We start from the raw sequence: 15,600 nt of genomic DNA, 5'->3' as shown, positions 1-15,600 counted from the left end.
CCGGTCCCCTCGGATCACAGGGCCAGATCGCGGCGGCGGAGCGCGTACAGGCCCGAGGCCGCGAGCCCGGCCGCCACCACGGTGAGCCCGGCCAGCGTGCCCGGCCCGAAATCGGCCGAGTAGTGGACGTGCGCGAACGGGGAGACCTTGAAGAACGCGTCGTTCACCAGGCCGACCTCCCAGCCGACCTCCACGGCGATGGCCAGCGCCAGGGCGGTCCATCCCACGACCGTTCCGGACCGGCGGAACAGGCCGAAGGCCGCCATGGCGATGCCCGTCATCACCCAGATGCCGGGCAGGATGACCGTGGTGGTGGCCAGGCCGCCGGCGACGTCGCCGTCGCCCAGGCCCAGCCCGAGCCCGGCGATCACCAGCGCGCCCTGCCGAACCAGGCCGGGACGTCACGTTCATCGTCGAAGCCCCGCGCCACCACGATGTCGGTGGAGGAGTGCAGCAGGATCGAGACCACGATGGTGACCGCGACCAGCTGGAAGACCTGCTGGGACGCGGCGATGCCGGAGCTGAGCACGATCAGGGCGTACACCACCGAGGCGAAGCCCTTCGGCCCGAACCAGGCGACCGCCGCCTGCTCGCGCGCGGTCAGTCCCGAGCCGAGGAAGGACAGCCAGATGGCCGCCGGGCGGGCCAGGATGAGCGCCAGGATCGCGAACAGCCAGCCCTGCCAGCCGACCGCGCCGAGCAGGGCAGGCGTGATGAGCACGCCGAACACGAGCAGCGCGGCGAGCTTGAACAACTCGGCGATGAGCTCGCCGAAGTGCTCGAAGGAGGCACGCTGCCGCTCCCCGAACGTGGCCACGGTGATGCCGGCGGAGAAGGCGGCCAGGAACAGGTTGCCGTGCGTGGCCTTGCCCAGGGCGAGCACCAGCAGGCCGATGGCCAGGGCGTTGAGCGGCTCGTACGGGGTGGAGGCGGCGAACCAGCGGGTCTGCTCCAGCTTGATGGCCAGCCACGGCACGGCCACCCCGATCAGCAGGCCGAGGCCCAGCTCCAGGCTCAGGTCACCGAGGTGCAGGTCGTGTGATCCGGCGGCGATCGCGAGGAAGACCATGACGAACGGCAGCGCCAGCCCGTCGTTGACGCCGGACTCGACGTTGAGCAGCTGCCGCAGCCGGGGCGGCACCTTCTCGTTGCCGACCAGCGCCGCGGCGAAGACCGGGTCGGTCGGCGCCAGGATCGCGCCGATCAGCAGCGACTCGACCCAGCCCAGCCCGATCAGGTAGTGCGCGCCGGCCGCCGTGATCAGCAGGGTGAGCGGCAGCCCCCAGCCCAGCGCCCGGCCCGGCAGCCGCCAGGCGCTGCGCAGGTCCGTCCAGCCGACGCGCATGCCGTCGGTGAACAGCACCGCGAACAGGGCCAGCTCCGCCAAGGTCCCGACCAGCTCGTCGTCGGGGCGCAGCGACAGCACACCCAGCACGCCGTCGCCCAGCACGAACCCCGCCACCAGGAACAGCGCGGCGGTCGACAGGATCGTCCGGTGGGCCAGGCTCGACAGCAGCACCGCGAGCAGCAGCAGCCCGGCGAAGGCGGTGAGCAGGGTGATCATCGTGGCCTTTCATGGTGTCAGGTCAGGTAGCGCAGCCACAGGTACGGGACGCACAACGCCACGGTGATCGCGGTGACGACCAGACCGTACCTGGTGAACTGCCAGAAGCTGATCGGGGTACGAGCACGCTCATCGGCCGGTCACCCGGTCCAGCAGCGCCTGCAGGGTCACCGCGCCCAGCAGCCGTCCCTCCTCCATCACCGCGACCAGCGGGCTGCGGGTGCGCGCCATCAGCGCGGCCAGCTCCAGCACGGTCGCCTCCGGGGCGGCGATCGGCAGCTCGCGCGGGGTGCGCGGCAGCGCGTCGCGGACGGTCCGGCCCGCGAGGGAGTCCAGGAAGCGGTCGGCGTGCTGCTCGTCGATCACCCGGGCCAGCGCGGGATCGTCCTGGCAGTAGCCGGGCACCGCCAGCCGCAGCACCTGGGTGCCGGGCAGGATGCTGGCGGGCCGGCCCCGCTCGTCCACGACGATCAGCCCGGGCAGGTCCTGTTCGGCCAGCAGCCGGGCGGCCTCCAGCACGGGGGTGTTCACGGTGATCGTGGGGAAGGCGGCGAGCAGATCACGTGCGCGCATGACGGAAGCCTCATTACCGGTCGGCGACGACAACTGCCGACCAGGCTTCCCGGCGCACCTGCCAGGAACCTATCAAGAAACGTCAGGGCGCGGCACTGGCGGGCTGCCGGCCGTGGTGGCGCTGAGCGGCGGCGGCGCCACCCGCCGAACGGCCGGCGCGATCAGGAGCCGGAGCCCCAGCCGCGGGGCGGGGCGAACTTGCCCTGGCGCAGGGTCCAGTACTCGGCGTTGCGGCTGACCTGGCCATGCCGGTCGAACGTCATGACGTTCGTCTCGATGATGGTCATCCACTTGCCGCCGCCTTTGAGAGTGATCCACAGCTCCACCGCGGCGCGGTCGCCCTGGATCACGGGTTCGCCGTAGCGGGTGGTGACCTGGGACTGGCCCTTGGTGATGCCACGCCAGTACTTCCTGATGGCCTCGCGCCCCACGAAGGTGCGGCTGTCGTCGCCGGGCACCTCCTGGTAGACGGCGTCGCGGGTGAAGAGCTTGCCCACGGCCACGTCGTCCTTGTCCTTCCACGCCCGGAGGTAGCGCTCCACCCAGCCGACGACGGTGGCGCGGTCCAGGCGGGTGGAGCCGGCACGGGCCGCCGTCGCGTTTGGGTGGCCGGTCGTGGACGGGACGGCGGCGGAGGCCGGGGCCGCGGCGAGTGCCGCCGGCACGCCGGTGACGGCGCCCGGGAGGGTGATGAGCGCGGCCAGCGCGGAGGCGGCGGCCAGCGTGCGGGTGGTTCTGTTGGTGATCACAGGTCTTCCTTCGGGGATCGCGGTACGGGGCCGGAACGTGGCTTCTTCGGGATGGGCTGTCAGTCGAGGACGGGGAAGTTGCTGCGGAACGTCCCCCGGGGGTCGAGGGTGCGCTTGAGGGAGCGGAGCCGGGTCAGCGTCTGCGGGGTGAAGGCGCTCGCGGCGCGTTCTCCCGGCGCCAGGAAGGTGAACGGCTTGCGGCCGGTGGTGTGGGGGATGAGGGCGTCGGCGAGCTCGGCCTGGCGAGCGCCTACGGCGGCGCCGCCGTCGGGGCCGGGGATGCCGAACAGGTAGAGGGCGAACGGCTCGTCCAGGTGGCCCGCGGCCGTGTCCGTCGGGCGGGCGAGGGCTCCGCCGAGGTGGCGGAGCTGGACGCTGAGCAGGGGGGCGATGGGGCGTTCGAGCAGCGCCGTCGTGACCTCGTCGGTCAGGCCGGTCAGCAGCTCGGCGCGGGAGCGGCCGGGGCCGGGGTCGGTGGGCTCGGCGGTGATGGAGCCCAGCTCCGCGACGGGGAGCGGGGCGCGGGAGTCGGAGAGGAGGCCGGGGATCTTGTCCAGGGGCCGCAGCAGGGTTCCGGCGTCGCCGCCGTCGCCGAGGAAGGTGGTGTCGATGGCGACCAGCGGGGCGGCGCCGGGGAAGTGCAGCAGGTCGTACCAGACGGTCAGTTCGTCGGGGGCCGTGGCGGTGATCTCGCGGAAGGCGTCCAGGACGGCGGGGGCCTGCTCGGCGGGCCACAGCATGCGCCCGCCGTGCAGCAGCGGCGCCGGGTGCAGGTCGAACTCGACGGCGGTGACGACGGCGAAGTCGCCGCCGCCGCCCCGGAGCGCCCAGAACAGCTCGGGGTCGGACTCGGCGGTCACGCGGGCGCGGGCCCCGACGGCGTCGACGACCTCGAAGGCGCGCACGTTGCTGGAGGCGAACCCGTGCTTGCGGCCGAACCAGCTCAGGCCGCCGCCGAGGGTGTAGCCGGTGACGGTGACCGCCGGGCTGCTGCCGGCCAGCCCGGTCAGGCCGTACGGGCTCGCGGCGCGCAGCACGCGCCCCCATGACACGCCGGCGCCCACCCGGGCGACCCGCGTGCCGGGGTCGATGCGCAGCTCGTCCAGGCGGCCGGTGCGCAGCAGGATCAGCTCGGCGGCGTTGCCGGCGGCGCCGTGCCCGCTGGGCTGGGTGGTCACGGTCAGCCCGGCCAGGCGGGCGTAACGGATCAGCGCGGCCACGTCGTCGGCGTCGGCCGCCTCGACCACGGCCCGTACGGGCTGCTCGACCGCGCGGTTCCAGGGGCGCCGCGCCTGCTCGAACTCCTCGTCCCCGGCGACCAGCACCTTGCCGCGGAGCAGGCTGCGCAGCTCGTTGTGCAGCTCGTTGTGGAGCGTCATGAGGTCTTCCTTTCGTCGCCGGTCCGCCGGCGGTTCGTCGTCGATGGCTCCACTGTCGCGGACCCCGGTTGGGATCGGGCTGGGGTCGGGCTGGGGTGCCGTATGGTGGGGTTTCGCATGTTCTGGGGGAGGTCATGGGGGCGGACCTGGAGTTCCGGCTGTTCGGCCCGTTGGAAGTGGCCGCCGGCAGGCGAGGGGTGCTGGATCTGGGCACGCGCAAGCAGCGGGCCCTGGTGGCGATGCTGGCGCTGGAGCCCGGCCGGGTCGTCTCGCTGGATCGGCTGATCGGGCAGTTGTGGGCCGACGAGGCTCCCGCCGGAGCCACCCGCACCTTGCAGGCCTACATCGCGCCGCTGCGCCGGGCCCTGGAGCCGGAGCGCCCGCCGCGGACCCCGCCGAAGGTGCTGCTGACCCGCGAGCCGGGATACCTGCTCGACATCACGCCGGGCCAGGTCGACCTGTGGCGGTTCACCGCCTGGGCGGAAGAGGGCCGGACGGCGCTGGCCCGCGGGGCCCACGACCGGGCCGTCGAGGTGCTGGAGCGGGCCCTGGACCTGTGGCGGGGGGAACCCCTGGGGGAGTTCGCCGACCACGAGTTCGCCCGGCCCGTCATCGCCCAGCTCGCCGAGGCCCGGGCCGCGTCCCTGGAGGACAGCTTCGACGCCCGGCTGGCACGGGCGGAGGCCGCCTCGCTGGTCCCGGGGCTGGAAGCGCTCGTCGAGGACGAGCCGTACCGGGAACGGGCCTGGTGGCTGCTGGTGCTCGCGCTCTACCGGGCCGGCCGCCAGGCCGACGCGCTGGCGGCGCTGCGCCGGGTGCGGACGAGGCTCGCCGCGGACCTCGGCCTGACCCCGGGGCCCGAGCTGCGGAAGCTGGAGGAGGCCGTGTTCGGCCAATCGCCGGAGCTGCTCCCTGCGCCGCCCGGGCAGGTCCGCGTCGTCCGGCCCGAGCCGGCGCCCGCCGTCGGACCCGAGCCGGCGCCCGCCGCCCGGCCCGAGCCGGAGCCGGACGAGGAGGGGCTGATCGCGCGGTCGGCCCAGCTCACGCTGGTGGAGCGGCGGCTGGCCGAGGCGCGGCGCGGCCAGGGCGGCGCCGTCCTCATCACGGGCGAGGCCGGGATCGGCAAGACCCGGCTCGTCCAGGCCGCCGCCGACCTGGCCGTCGCGCGCGGCTTCCGCGTCGCCTGGGGCCGCTGCGTGGACGGCGCCGCACCCGCCTTCTGGCCGTGGACACAGATCCTGCGCGAGGCCGGTGACCACGCCGGGCTGCTGTCGGAGCGGCCGCCCGACCCGCGGCAGGATCCCGACGCCGCGCTGTTCGGCCTGTACGAGAAGGTCGTGGCGGCCCTGTCGGCGGACGAGACGCCGCTGGCCGTCATCCTGGACGACCTGCACTGGGCGGACGTGTCCTCCTTGCGGCTCCTGGACTTCGTGTCCGGGGCGGCGGCCCGGCACCGGATGCTCCTCCTCGTCACCAGCAGGCCCGAGCCCGGCGACCACGCCGACGCGCTGCGCGCCACGATGGCGGCGCTGGCCAGGTCCGGCGACCGCCTCGCGCTGCCGCCGTTCACGGCCGCCGAGGTGGCCTCCTACCTGCGCGCCAGGCGGGTGCCCGACGAGCCGGGCCGGGTCGCCTCCCTGCTGGACCGGACCGGCGGCAACCCCTTCTACCTGGGGGAGATGCTGCGCCTGCCGGAGGGCGAGGACGGGGTGCCCGGCGGCGTGCGGAGCGTGATCGAACACCGCGTGGCCCGGCTGCCCGAGGAGACGCGCACCCTGCTGCGGGCGGCGTCGGTCGCCGGGCGTGACGTCGGCGTCGACCTGCTGGAATCCGTCACCGGCAGCACGGCCGAGCAGGTGATGACCGCGCTGGACGCGGCAGTGGCGTCCGGGCTCCTGGTCGAACCGCCCGCCGGGCCCGACTACCGGTTCTCGCACGCCCTCGTCCAGGAGGCGATCTACGCCGGGCTCAGCCGCGCGGAACGCGCCCGCCTGCATCTGCGGACGGGCGAGGCACTCGAAGCCGCGCTGCCCGAGACCGAAGCCGCGGCCCTGGCACACCATTTCGTCAAGGCCGCGCGGCTCGGCGGCGCGGACAAGGCCGCCAGGTACGCCGCCCGCGCCGCCCGGCACGCCGCCGGCCAGCTCGCCCACACGGAGGCCATCGGGTTCTGGCAGCTGGCCCTGTCCGCGCTGCCACCCGGACGAGACGCCGAACGCGCCCGCTTCCTCACCGAGCGCGGCCATGCCTGCCGCGCCGCCGGCCGGCCGCAGGACGCCAGGCGCGACTGGGAGGAGGCCATCGGCATCGCCCGCGAGATCGGTGACCGGGAGGTGCTGATTCCGGCGGTCACCGCCATCGGCGGGCCGGCGTTGTGGAACTGGCGCCCGTACGGCGTCGTCGACCACGACATGGTCGCCGTCATCGAGCACCTGCTGGACGGCCCCCTCGACGACACCGACCGCGCCGCCCTGCTGGGCGCCCTCGCCCTGGAGCTGCACTACGGCCCGCGCAGCGCGGAAGGGGAGCGCCATGCCGTCGAGGCTGTCGCGCTCGCCCGCAGGACCGGCGACGTCGCGCTGCTGGCCCGCACGATGAACAACTACCTGCTCGCGGCGTTCCGTCCCGGCCGCAACGCCGAGCGGCGGGCGGTCGCGCAGGAGCTGGCGGATTTGCCCGGCCTGCCGGTCAGCGGGGAGGTGACGGCGCGGGTCTTCCTGATGTCGTGCCTGCTGCGGGACGGCGACCTGGCCGGCTGGGACCGCGAGCTGGCCCGCTGCGAGGCACTGCTGGCCGCGGCGCCCAGGCCGGAGCTGGAGTCCATGGTGCGCATCGCGCAGACCGCCCGCAGCACGCTCGAAGGCAGGTGGGACGAGGCCGAGTCCCTGCTCGACCGCTACGGCGACATGCGGTTCGGCTCGGCTCTGTGGGGCAGCGCGTTCCGGCGGCTGGTCACCACGTTCACCTGCCGGCGCGGGCAGGGCCGCGTGGCCGAGATCGTCGACGAGCTCGTCACCGCCGCCTCCGGAGCGCACCTGACGCCTCTGCGGCCGGTCGCCGTGCTCGCGGCCGTGGAGGCCGGCCGGAACGCGCTGGCCCACGAGCTGATCGGCCGCTGGGGAACCGACACGCCCGACGACTGGGTGGCCGACTTCCTTCTGCCGGTCTGGGGCCTGGTCGCCGCCCGCCTGGGCACCCCCGACCCCCGGCACCTCTATCACCGGCTCGCCCCCTACGCCGAGCAATTCGTCGTGGCCGGCATGGGCACCGCCTGCTGGGGCTCCACCCACCTCGTGCTCGCCGAGCTGGCCCACCGCATCGGCGAGGACGGCACGGCCCGCGACCACGCCCGCGCGGCACTGGAGACACACCGGCGGCACGGGCTGACCTACTGGGAGGCGCGAAGCCGCACGCCTGCGTGAGGCGTCCGGGCCGGCTCGATCCCGGCCGCGGCGGGCCAGAATCGAAGCCGTCCGGGACGCAGGCCAGGCGGCCGCGGACCGGACGGGAGAAGGAGACGCACGTCACAGCCGGTCGCCGTCACAGGCCGCCGGGGTGCTCTGTCTCAGAGGGCCGACAGTGGAACAACGCTAGGAGCCCACCATGGATGCTCGTCTGAACCTCTTCGGCAACCCCGTCACGGGCAAGTCCCTGAAGCACCTCGTCGCGGGGGGCAAGGCGCTCGCGGACTCGACGCTGCCGGCCGCGACGCGCGAGCTGGTCCTGCTGCGCGTCAGCCAGATCAACGGCTGTGCCGTCTGCGTCGACATGCACACCAAGGACGCCGCCCACGCCGGGGAGAGCCCCACCCGTCTCAACCTGGTCGCCGCCTGGCGCGAGGCCACGGTCTTCACCGAGGCCGAACGCGCCGCCCTGGAACTGGCCGAGCAGGGCACCCGCGTCGCCGACACCGCCGGTGGCGTCACCGACGAGGTCTGGGCCAACGCCGCCAAGCACTACTCCGAGGACGAGCTCGCCGCCCTGGTTTCCCTGATCTCCCTCATCAACGCCCTCAACCGTTTCAACGTCATCACCCGGCAGCCCGCCGGCGACTACCAGCCCGGACAGCACGGCTGACGAGCAAGGCGCGGCCGGACGCTGTCTCACGTCAGCGGTACGGCCGGGCACCGGTCACCGCTCCGGATTCAGGACCGGTTTCCCCGACAACCGTTATGGAAGAGATCACATGAACCTCGCCCTGTGGATTTGCGCTGGATTGCTGGCCGTTGTCCTCCTCATCGGTGGCATCGGCAAGCTGGTCGTGCCTCGGGAGAAGATGGCCGCCATGCGCGGCGCGGGATGGACCGCGGACTTCAGCCCCGGATTCCTGAAGGTCCTCGGGGCCATCGAGGTCCTGGGGGCGGTGGGGCTGATCCTGCCCGCCGTGACCGGGATCGCACCGGTTCTGGTGCCGGTGGCGGCAGTCGGGGTGGTGGTGCTGATGGTCGGTGCGATGATCACGCACCTGCGCCGAGGCGAGGGCAGGTCGGCCGTGGGCAACCTGGTCTATCTCGCCCTGGCCGCCTTCGTGGCGTGGGGCCGCTTCGGCCCCGAGTCCTTCATCGGCTGACCGGGGTGGCGGGTGGCTGCACGTCGCAGCGCCCCCTGCAAGGAGAAGACTCATGGACGTGACGAACGACAGTGGCCCCCGGGCACTGGTGGTCGGGCTGGGCATCAGCGGGATCGCGACCGCGCTGCGGCTGCGCCAGATCGGCTGGACGCCGGTCGTCATCGAGCGGGCCGCCGCCCGGCGATCCGGGGGGTACTTCATCGCGCTGTTCGGCGCGGGCCGGGCCGCCGCCCGCCGCCTGGGCATCCTGGACAGGCTCACCGATCGCGGTGCGGACGGCGTCGCCTTCGACATCGACCGGGTCGGCGGGCGCCGGGCCGGGCTGGGTTTCAAGGACTTTCCCGGCCGGCCGTGGCTGATGACGCGCGGGGACGTGGAGGAGGCCGGTTTCGCGGCGCTGCCGTCCGATGTCGAGATCCGGTACGCCACCGTGCCGACCCGGATCGAGCAGGACGCCGGCGGGGTGAACGTCACGCTGACCGACGCGTCCGGCGCGACCTCGGTGACCGAGCGCTTCGATCTGGTGGTCGGGGCGGACGGGCTGCGCTCCACGGTGCGGCGGCTGGTGTTCGGGCCGCACGAGCACTACCTGCGCCGGATGAACTACATGGCGGTCGCCTTCCAGATGCCCGGCGCGATCCCGGGTCACGACCAGAGCGATTCGGTCATCCTGGCCGAACCCCGGCGGTCGATGTGGATCTTCCCGTTCAAGGATCGTCCGCCGACCGTGCTGCTCAGCTACCACACCGACGACGTGGACGCCGAGTTCGGCCGGCCGAAGGCCGAGCGGGTGCGCGAGGTGTTCGGCCCGGAGCCGGCGGGCCCCGCCCTGGGCGCGGTCCTGGACGCGCTGGAGTCGGCCGGGGACGTGCTGTTCGACTCGGTGGAGCAGGTGCGCATGGACCGCTGGCATCGCGGCCGGGTGGTCCTGGTCGGTGACGCGGCCTGGTGCGTGACGCTGTACGCGGGGATGGGCGCCTCGACCGGGATGGCCGGGGCCGACCTGCTGGGCACCATGCTGGCCCGGCATCCCGGCAGCGTGACCGAGGCGCTGACGCGATGGGAGCGGCAGCTGCGCCCCTCCATCGGCTACCTGCAAGGCAACGGGATGCGGATGCGCAGCCTGTTCGTCCCGGCCACCCGTTTCGAACTCGCCCGCCGCAGGATGATGCTGCGGGTGAGCAAGATGCCGGTGACCTCCCCGTTGTTCCTCTGGTGGCGTTCCAGGGGCAAGGTGGCCCGGATGAAGGACATGGACTTCGCGCACCCCGGCCCGGCCGTCCGCGTCCGCGCGTGATGGCACGATCGGTGGCACAGCCTGGGAAGCCGGCGGAACGCGGCGACCAGGCCGCCCGGAGTCCGGGACCCGGCCACCGTCGGAAATCGTTCGAGCGGACGGGCGCGAGCCGCCGGCTGCAGACGCGGCGGGCGGGCAGGCAGACGGGCTCCGCGTGGAGCCTCGATACGCGAGTGGGAAGGGTCGTATGCCGGGATCAACGGATGTGAAAGAGGCTGCCGGTTACCGGCCGCTGCTGTTCTCCATCGCCTACGGGATGACCGGGTCCGTGGGTGACGCCGAGGACATCGTGCAGGACGCGTTCCTCGGTCTGAGCCGGGCGCAGCAGGAGGGAACTGTGATCGTCAATCCGAAGGCGTACCTGACCACGGCGGTGACGCGGCTGGGCATCAACCACCTGAGGTCGGCGCGGGTGCGGCGGGAGACCTACGTGGGGGACTGGTTGCCCGAGCCGGTCGTCGTGCCCGCCGACAGGCCGGGGCCTGCCGAGCAGGCCGAGCTGGCCGACTCGCTGTCGATGGCGTTCCTGGTGCTGCTGGAGGCCCTCTCGCCGGTGGAGCGGGCGGTGTTCATGCTGCGCGAGGTGTTCGGGTACGGCTACTCCGAGGTGGCCAGGATCACCGGCAAGAGCGAGGCGAACTGCCGGCAGATCTTCGCCCGCGCCCGGCAGCGCATCGCCGACGGAGGGCAGGCGGCCGCCGGCACGCCGCCGCGCGAGCGGCGGGCGGAAGGCGAGAAACTCGCCCGCAGGTTCTTCGAGGCCGCCGCGGGCGGCGACATGGACGCGCTGCTCGGCATGCTCGCGCCCGACGTGGTGCTGCACGGGGACGGCGGCGGCAAGGTGCCGGCCTTCGGCAAGCGGCTGGCCGGGCGGCTGCCCGTCGGGCGGCTGGTCCTCGGCGTGTTCCGCCGGGCCGGGACCCTGGGGGTCTCTCTGCGGCCGGCGTGGATCAACGGCCGGCCGGGCGCGGTCAAGTTCGACGCCGAAGGCCGCGTGATCGGCGTGATCGAGCTCGACATCGCCGACGGCATGGTCCATGCGATCCACGCGGTGGCCAACCCCGACAAGCTTTCCCACCTCACGCGATAACTGTGCAATCCGAAAGGGAACACGATGGAAAACCCCCTGTACGACTACAGCCCCATCGTCGGCCGGGAACCGATCACCTGGCCGGGCGGCGCCCGGGTCGCCTTCTACGTCGGGCTGAACGTCGAGCACTTCACCATTGACCGGCCCTCCACCAGCCTGAACGAGGCGACCGCCGGGCTGGTGCCGGACCCGCTGAACTACGGCTGGCGCGACTACGGGCCGCGGGTGGCCATCTGGCGGGTGATGGATGTGCTGGATCGGCACCGGATCCGCGCGAGCGTGCTGCTCAACGCCGACGTGTGCGAGCACTACCCCCAGATCGTCGAAGCCGGCAACGCCCGCGACTGGGCGTGGCTGGCCCACGGCAAGAACAACTCCACCCTGCAGAGCGACGTCGACGACGAGCGCGCCTACCTCGCCGACGTGGTCGAGACCATCGAGAAGGCCACCGGGCGGCGGCCGCGCGGCTGGCTGGGCCCGGCGCTCAGCGAGACGTTCCAGACGCCGTCCCTGCTGGCCGAGCTCGGTCTGAGCTATGTGCTGGACTGGACCAACGACGACCAGCCCTACCGGCTCAACGTGCCCGGGATGCTGAGCGTGCCGTATTCGCTCGAACTCAACGACCTGGGCATCTTCACCATGCACGGCATGAGCGGCGCCGACTTCGCGCAGATGGTCAAAGACCAGTTCGACCAGTTGTACGCCGAGTCCGCCGACAGCGGGCGCGTCATGGCGCTGGCGCTGCACCCGTTCGTCATCGGGCAGGCCTTCCGCGCCAGATACCTCGACGAGGCGCTCGCGTACATCGCCGGCCACGAAGGCGTGTGGCTGACGACCAGCGATGAGATCGCCGAGCACTACGCGAGCACGCTCAGCTGACAGCAGGACCTCGCCCCTGCGGAAGAACCGTGACGATCCCCCGCCCTTGCGGCTGACCAAATGGTTAATATGCTGTCCATGCGGTCAGCCGAGGGTGGTCTGACAGCACGGGCCCGGATCGGGACCGCGACGCGCGGGACGGACGCGGGCCGTAGTGCGGCTCGCGGACGGACGCCGTGCTTCTGTGCGAGAAAGGGGCATCTGTCATGAGCATCGCCGCCAGGGTGCTGGCACGCCGGGCGAAACTCGCGCCGGCCGAGACCGAGAACGTGACCATCGAGAAGGACCTGCGCGTCCCGATGCCGGACGGCGTCGTGCTGCTGGCCGACCACTACGCCCCCCAAGGGCTCGGCGATCGGCCGACCGTGCTGATCCGCTCGGTCTACACCGACAGGACCAAGGGCGCCATGGTCAGCCGCCTGGTCGCCGAACGCGGCTTCCACGTCCTGGTCGTCAGCGGCCGGGGGACCTGCGGATCCGGAGGGAAGCTCACTCCGTTCGTCTCCGAGCGCGACGACGGCCTGGCCGTCCTGGAGTGGCTGCGCCGCCAGCCGTGGTTCACCGGAGAACTGGGCACTCTGGGACAGAGCTACAACGGCTACACGCAATGGGCGATCGCCGCCGGCGCCGGGCCCGAGCTGCGGGCCATGAGCACCTCGCTGATCGGGTCCAACGCCTACGACCTGGTCTACCCGGGCGGCGCGCTGGCTCTTGAGCTCTTCCTCGGCTGGATCAGCATGGTCGCCGGCCAGGAGAAGCCGCTCCCCGTCTACCTGTCCACGGTGGCGTTGGGCGGCAGGAGGCGGGCGCGGGCCGCTCGCCTCCTCCCGCTCGCCGGGGCCGACGCCATCGCCATCGGCGCCGTGGCCCCGCACTGGCGGGACTGGCTCGCGCATCCCGACGCCGGCGACCCGTGGTGGTCGCCCGGCGACCACAGCCGGGCGGTGCCGGCGGTGACCGCCCCCAACCACCTGGTCAGCGGATGGGACGACTTCGCGCTGCCCGGCCTGGTCCGCGATTACCGGGCGCTGCGCGAGGCCGGGCGCGAGCCGTACCTCACCATCGGGCCGTGGCGGCACTGGGACGCCGAGCTGTCGATGACGGCCCTGCGGGAGAGCCTCACCTGGCTCCGCGCCCACCTGCTGAAGGACCGGGACGGGCTGCGCGAGGCGCCGGTGCGCATCTACGTCACGGGCGCCGGGGAGTGGCGCGACCTGCCGGCCTACCCGCCCGCCGAGGTGCGACCGCACCGCGTCCACCTGCACGCGAACGGCGGCCTGGGAGACGAGCCGCCGGCCGGCTCCGCGCCGGGCCGCTACCGCTTCGACCCCGCCGACCCGACCCCGGCGGTGGCCGGGATGTCCCGCATGATCGGCATCTCGCGCAAGACCGGGGAGAGCGTGCTGGCCGGGCGTGCGGACGTCCTGACCTACACCGGCGCGCCGTTGCCGGCCGATCTGGAGGTCATCGGCGTCCCCGCCGCCGAGCTGCACGTGACCTCCAGCCTGGCGCACACCGACTTCTACGTGCGCGTCAGCGACATGGCGCCCTCGGGCGCGATCACGCATGTCTCCGACGCGCTGCGCCGGTTCGCCGCCGACCGGCCGATCGACGGGATGGCCGAGATCGAGCTGGCCCCCGTGGCCCACCGGTTCAGGCGCGGCCACCGCATCCGGGTCCAGATCGCCAGCGCGGCCTACCCGCGCTGGGACCGCAACCCCGGCACCGGCGAGCCGCCCGCCACCGCGAGCGCGATGCGCGCGGCCGACCAGCAGATCCACCACGACCCCAGCCGGCCCTCCGCCCTCATCCTGCCGGTCTGCTGACGGGGAGGGCATCAGCTCCGCGTACGGCCGGCCGCTGCGATGCGGTCGGCGGCCGGTCGGGGCCGGGCCGGCCCGCGTCCAGCCAGGCGACGACGGCCTCCACCCGGCGGCATCGCCCGGCTCAGCGGGAGGAGTGTTCGGTGATCCACCAGGCGGCGAGCAGGCCGGAGGCGGCGGTGAGCGCGGCGGCGGCGATGACGGTGGCCTCCAGGCCTAAGGCGTCGGCCAGCAGGCCGGCGAGCAGGGCGCCGGCGGCGTAGCCGATGTCGCGCCAGAACCGGTAGGTGCCCAGGGCGCCCACCCGCCAGGCGGGGTGGGCGTGGTCGGAGACGGAGGCGATCAGCGCAGGATAGACCATCGCGGTGCCGATGCCGAGCGCCACGGCGGACAGGACCCCGGCCGGCAGCGGCCACTCCAGCAGGGCCAGGGCGAGGACGAACCCACCGGCCTGCACCAGCATGCCGGACACGATGAGGGGCTTGCGGCCGAGGCGGTCGGCCAGATGCCCGGTGGGGATCTGGCCCAGGCCCCACAGGATCGGATACAGGCCCTTGATCAGGCCGACGGCGGCCAGGCCGAGCCCGTGGTCGGTGAACAGCAGCGGGAAGACGCCCCAGGTCAGGCCGTCGTTGAGGTTGTTGACCAGGCCGGCCTGGCTGGCGCCGCGCAGCGAGCGCTCCCGCCAGGAGGTGCGCGCGAACGTGGCGGCCAGCCCAGGGTGCTCGCCGCCGGGCAGCGGCTGGGGATGCTGGGCCAGTTCCAGCGCCACGTGCGCGGCGGTGTCGCGCACGACCAGCGACAACGCCAGCCCGGCGGCGACGAAGACCACGCCGATCAGCTCGGGCGCCGGGCGCAGCCCGTAGGCGGTGGCCAGGTAGCCGGTCAGCAGCGCGGTGACGCCGACCGCGGTGTAGCCGGCGGCCTCGTTCAGGCCGGTGGCCAGGCCGCGGCGGGCCGGGCCGACCAGGTCGATCTTCATGTTGACGGTCATCGACCAGGTCAGGCCCTGGTTGAGGCCGAGCAGCAGGTTGGCCGCCACGATCCACCACCACGACGGCCCCCACGCCAGCATGAACGGCACCGGCGTGCCGATCAGCCACCCGGCCAGCAGGAGCCGCTTGCGGGTGAAGCGCGCGGTCAGCGCCCCGGCGGCGAGGTTGGTGGCCGCCTTGGTCACGCCGAAGGCGATGATGAAGGAGAACACCGCCAGGTCGCTGGTCAGCCCGAACACCTCGGCGCCGATCAGCGGCACGGTGGTGCGCTCCAGCCCGACCAGGCCGCCCACGCACACGTTCACGACGACCAGCAGCGTGAACTGCGGCCGGTTCTCGGCCAGGCCCAGCCGCACCGGCGCGGCCGTGCCGGTGCTCACCCGGCACCGCCCGCGGTCGCCTCAAGCTTCGTGCCGCGGGCGGCGGCATGGTCGGCGGGGCCGCCGTCCCGCACGGTCACGCCGGGGTGATCGGCGCGCTCCTGCAGGTAGGCGCTGTCGCCCCGCTCCTCATCGGCCGGCGGTATCAGGTGGTCGTCGGCGAATCCCACCATGTCCTCCAAGCTCCAGCCGCCGAGGGCCGGAAGTGTCGCCACACTTCGCCTCATATGCGATATTCCATCTATTCATGGAGGCGGCGACGTCGCCCGGCTGTTCGCACTGGACGTGCGGCCGGTCGAGG

Annotated in this window: 14 protein-coding genes; 7 read left to right on the top strand and 7 right to left on the bottom strand. The window is 73.3% G+C overall.

Annotated elements, in window-relative coordinates:
- Positions 1–14: 14 nt before the first annotated feature.
- The 5 genes from IO39_RS26675 to IO39_RS26655 form a co-directional block, all read right to left on the bottom strand.
- Complete coding sequence (locus IO39_RS26675; protein ID WP_043628495.1) at positions 15–371, bottom strand: efflux permease Rv1217c-related protein; 357 nt, start codon at positions 369–371, stop codon at positions 15–17.
- Complete coding sequence (locus IO39_RS26670) at positions 368–1,564, bottom strand: cation:proton antiporter (RefSeq protein ID WP_052423404.1); 1,197 nt, start codon at positions 1,562–1,564, stop codon at positions 368–370. Before IO39_RS26670 ends, IO39_RS26675 begins: the two co-directional genes overlap by 4 nt.
- 129 nt (positions 1,565–1,693) lie before the next feature.
- Entirely contained in the window at positions 1,694–2,137 is a 444-nt protein-coding gene (locus tag IO39_RS26665) for a CBS domain-containing protein (RefSeq protein ID WP_043628493.1), read from the bottom strand.
- A 161-nt stretch (positions 2,138–2,298) separates the two neighbouring features.
- Positions 2,299–2,886 carry a nuclear transport factor 2 family protein gene (locus IO39_RS26660; protein ID WP_052423403.1) on the bottom strand — a complete coding sequence of 196 codons (588 nt, stop codon included), beginning with the start codon at positions 2,884–2,886 and terminating at the stop codon, positions 2,299–2,301.
- Between the two features lie 59 nt (positions 2,887–2,945).
- Positions 2,946–4,265, bottom strand: a complete 1,320-nt coding sequence (locus IO39_RS26655) for an FAD-binding oxidoreductase (RefSeq protein WP_043628489.1) — start codon at positions 4,263–4,265, stop codon at positions 2,946–2,948.
- A gap of 134 nt (positions 4,266–4,399) precedes the next feature.
- On the opposite strand from IO39_RS26655, the gene IO39_RS26650 reads away from it, so the two are divergent.
- The 7 genes from IO39_RS26650 (at position 4,400) to IO39_RS26620 (ending at position 13,927) form a co-directional block, all read left to right on the top strand.
- Complete coding sequence (locus IO39_RS26650; protein WP_043628488.1) at positions 4,400–7,687, top strand: ATP-binding protein; 3,288 nt, start codon at positions 4,400–4,402, stop codon at positions 7,685–7,687.
- 181 nt (positions 7,688–7,868) lie between these two features.
- Positions 7,869–8,342 carry a carboxymuconolactone decarboxylase family protein gene (locus IO39_RS26645; RefSeq protein ID WP_043628487.1) on the top strand — a complete coding sequence of 158 codons (474 nt, stop codon included), beginning with the start codon at positions 7,869–7,871 and terminating at the stop codon, positions 8,340–8,342.
- 109 nt (positions 8,343–8,451) lie between these two features.
- A complete protein-coding gene (locus IO39_RS26640) occupies positions 8,452–8,835 on the top strand; it encodes a DoxX family protein (protein WP_043628486.1) in 384 nt (127 codons plus the stop codon).
- Between the two features lie 52 nt (positions 8,836–8,887).
- On the top strand, positions 8,888–10,132 hold the full coding sequence (locus IO39_RS26635) for an FAD-dependent monooxygenase (protein ID WP_157548937.1): 1,245 nt from the start codon (positions 8,888–8,890) through the stop codon (positions 10,130–10,132).
- A 205-nt stretch (positions 10,133–10,337) separates the two neighbouring features.
- Positions 10,338–11,222 carry an RNA polymerase sigma factor SigJ gene (gene sigJ / locus IO39_RS26630; protein WP_245642258.1) on the top strand — a complete coding sequence of 295 codons (885 nt, stop codon included), beginning with the start codon at positions 10,338–10,340 and terminating at the stop codon, positions 11,220–11,222.
- A gap of 24 nt (positions 11,223–11,246) precedes the next feature.
- Positions 11,247–12,101, top strand: coding sequence for a polysaccharide deacetylase family protein (locus IO39_RS26625; protein WP_043628481.1), 855 nt, complete (start codon positions 11,247–11,249; stop codon positions 12,099–12,101).
- A 206-nt stretch (positions 12,102–12,307) separates the two neighbouring features.
- Positions 12,308–13,927, top strand: coding sequence for a CocE/NonD family hydrolase (locus tag IO39_RS26620; RefSeq protein ID WP_043628479.1), 1,620 nt, complete (start codon positions 12,308–12,310; stop codon positions 13,925–13,927).
- A 121-nt stretch (positions 13,928–14,048) separates the two neighbouring features.
- Here IO39_RS26620 and IO39_RS26615 read toward each other — a convergent pair whose 3' ends face one another.
- The gene (locus tag IO39_RS26615; protein ID WP_043628477.1) at positions 14,049–15,299 is read right to left on the bottom strand and encodes an MFS transporter; all 1,251 of its coding nucleotides are present in this window, start codon (positions 15,297–15,299) and stop codon (positions 14,049–14,051) included.
- Entirely contained in the window at positions 15,296–15,514 is a 219-nt protein-coding gene (locus IO39_RS26610) for a hypothetical protein (RefSeq protein ID WP_043628475.1), read from the bottom strand. The genes IO39_RS26615 and IO39_RS26610 overlap by 4 nt, the downstream gene beginning before the upstream one ends.
- Positions 15,515–15,600: the final 86 nt, after the last annotated feature.

Source organism: Nonomuraea candida, assembly GCF_000725485.1.
Taxonomy (GTDB): Bacteria; Actinomycetota; Actinomycetes; order Streptosporangiales; family Streptosporangiaceae; genus Nonomuraea; species Nonomuraea candida.
This window is presented reverse-complemented; position numbering and strand designations above follow the sequence as displayed.

Bases quoted from the DNA above. Each gene is read 5' to 3' on its own strand.
- IO39_RS26620 (WP_043628479.1), top strand. From the start codon at position 12,308: ATGAGCATCGCCGCCAGGGTGCTGGCACGCCGGGCGAAACTCGCGCCG.
- IO39_RS26665 (WP_043628493.1), bottom strand. From the start codon at position 2,137: ATGCGCGCACGTGATCTGCTCGCCGCCTTCCCCACGATCACCGTGAAC.
- IO39_RS26635 (WP_157548937.1), top strand. From the start codon at position 8,888: ATGGACGTGACGAACGACAGTGGCCCCCGGGCACTGGTGGTCGGGCTG.
- IO39_RS26625 (WP_043628481.1), top strand. From the start codon at position 11,247: ATGGAAAACCCCCTGTACGACTACAGCCCCATCGTCGGCCGGGAACCG.
- IO39_RS26670 (WP_052423404.1), bottom strand. From the start codon at position 1,564: ATGATCACCCTGCTCACCGCCTTCGCCGGGCTGCTGCTGCTCGCGGTG.
- IO39_RS26655 (WP_043628489.1), bottom strand. From the start codon at position 4,265: ATGACGCTCCACAACGAGCTGCACAACGAGCTGCGCAGCCTGCTCCGC.
- IO39_RS26650 (WP_043628488.1), top strand. From the start codon at position 4,400: ATGGGGGCGGACCTGGAGTTCCGGCTGTTCGGCCCGTTGGAAGTGGCC.
- IO39_RS26640 (WP_043628486.1), top strand. From the start codon at position 8,452: ATGAACCTCGCCCTGTGGATTTGCGCTGGATTGCTGGCCGTTGTCCTC.
- IO39_RS26645 (WP_043628487.1), top strand. From the start codon at position 7,869: ATGGATGCTCGTCTGAACCTCTTCGGCAACCCCGTCACGGGCAAGTCC.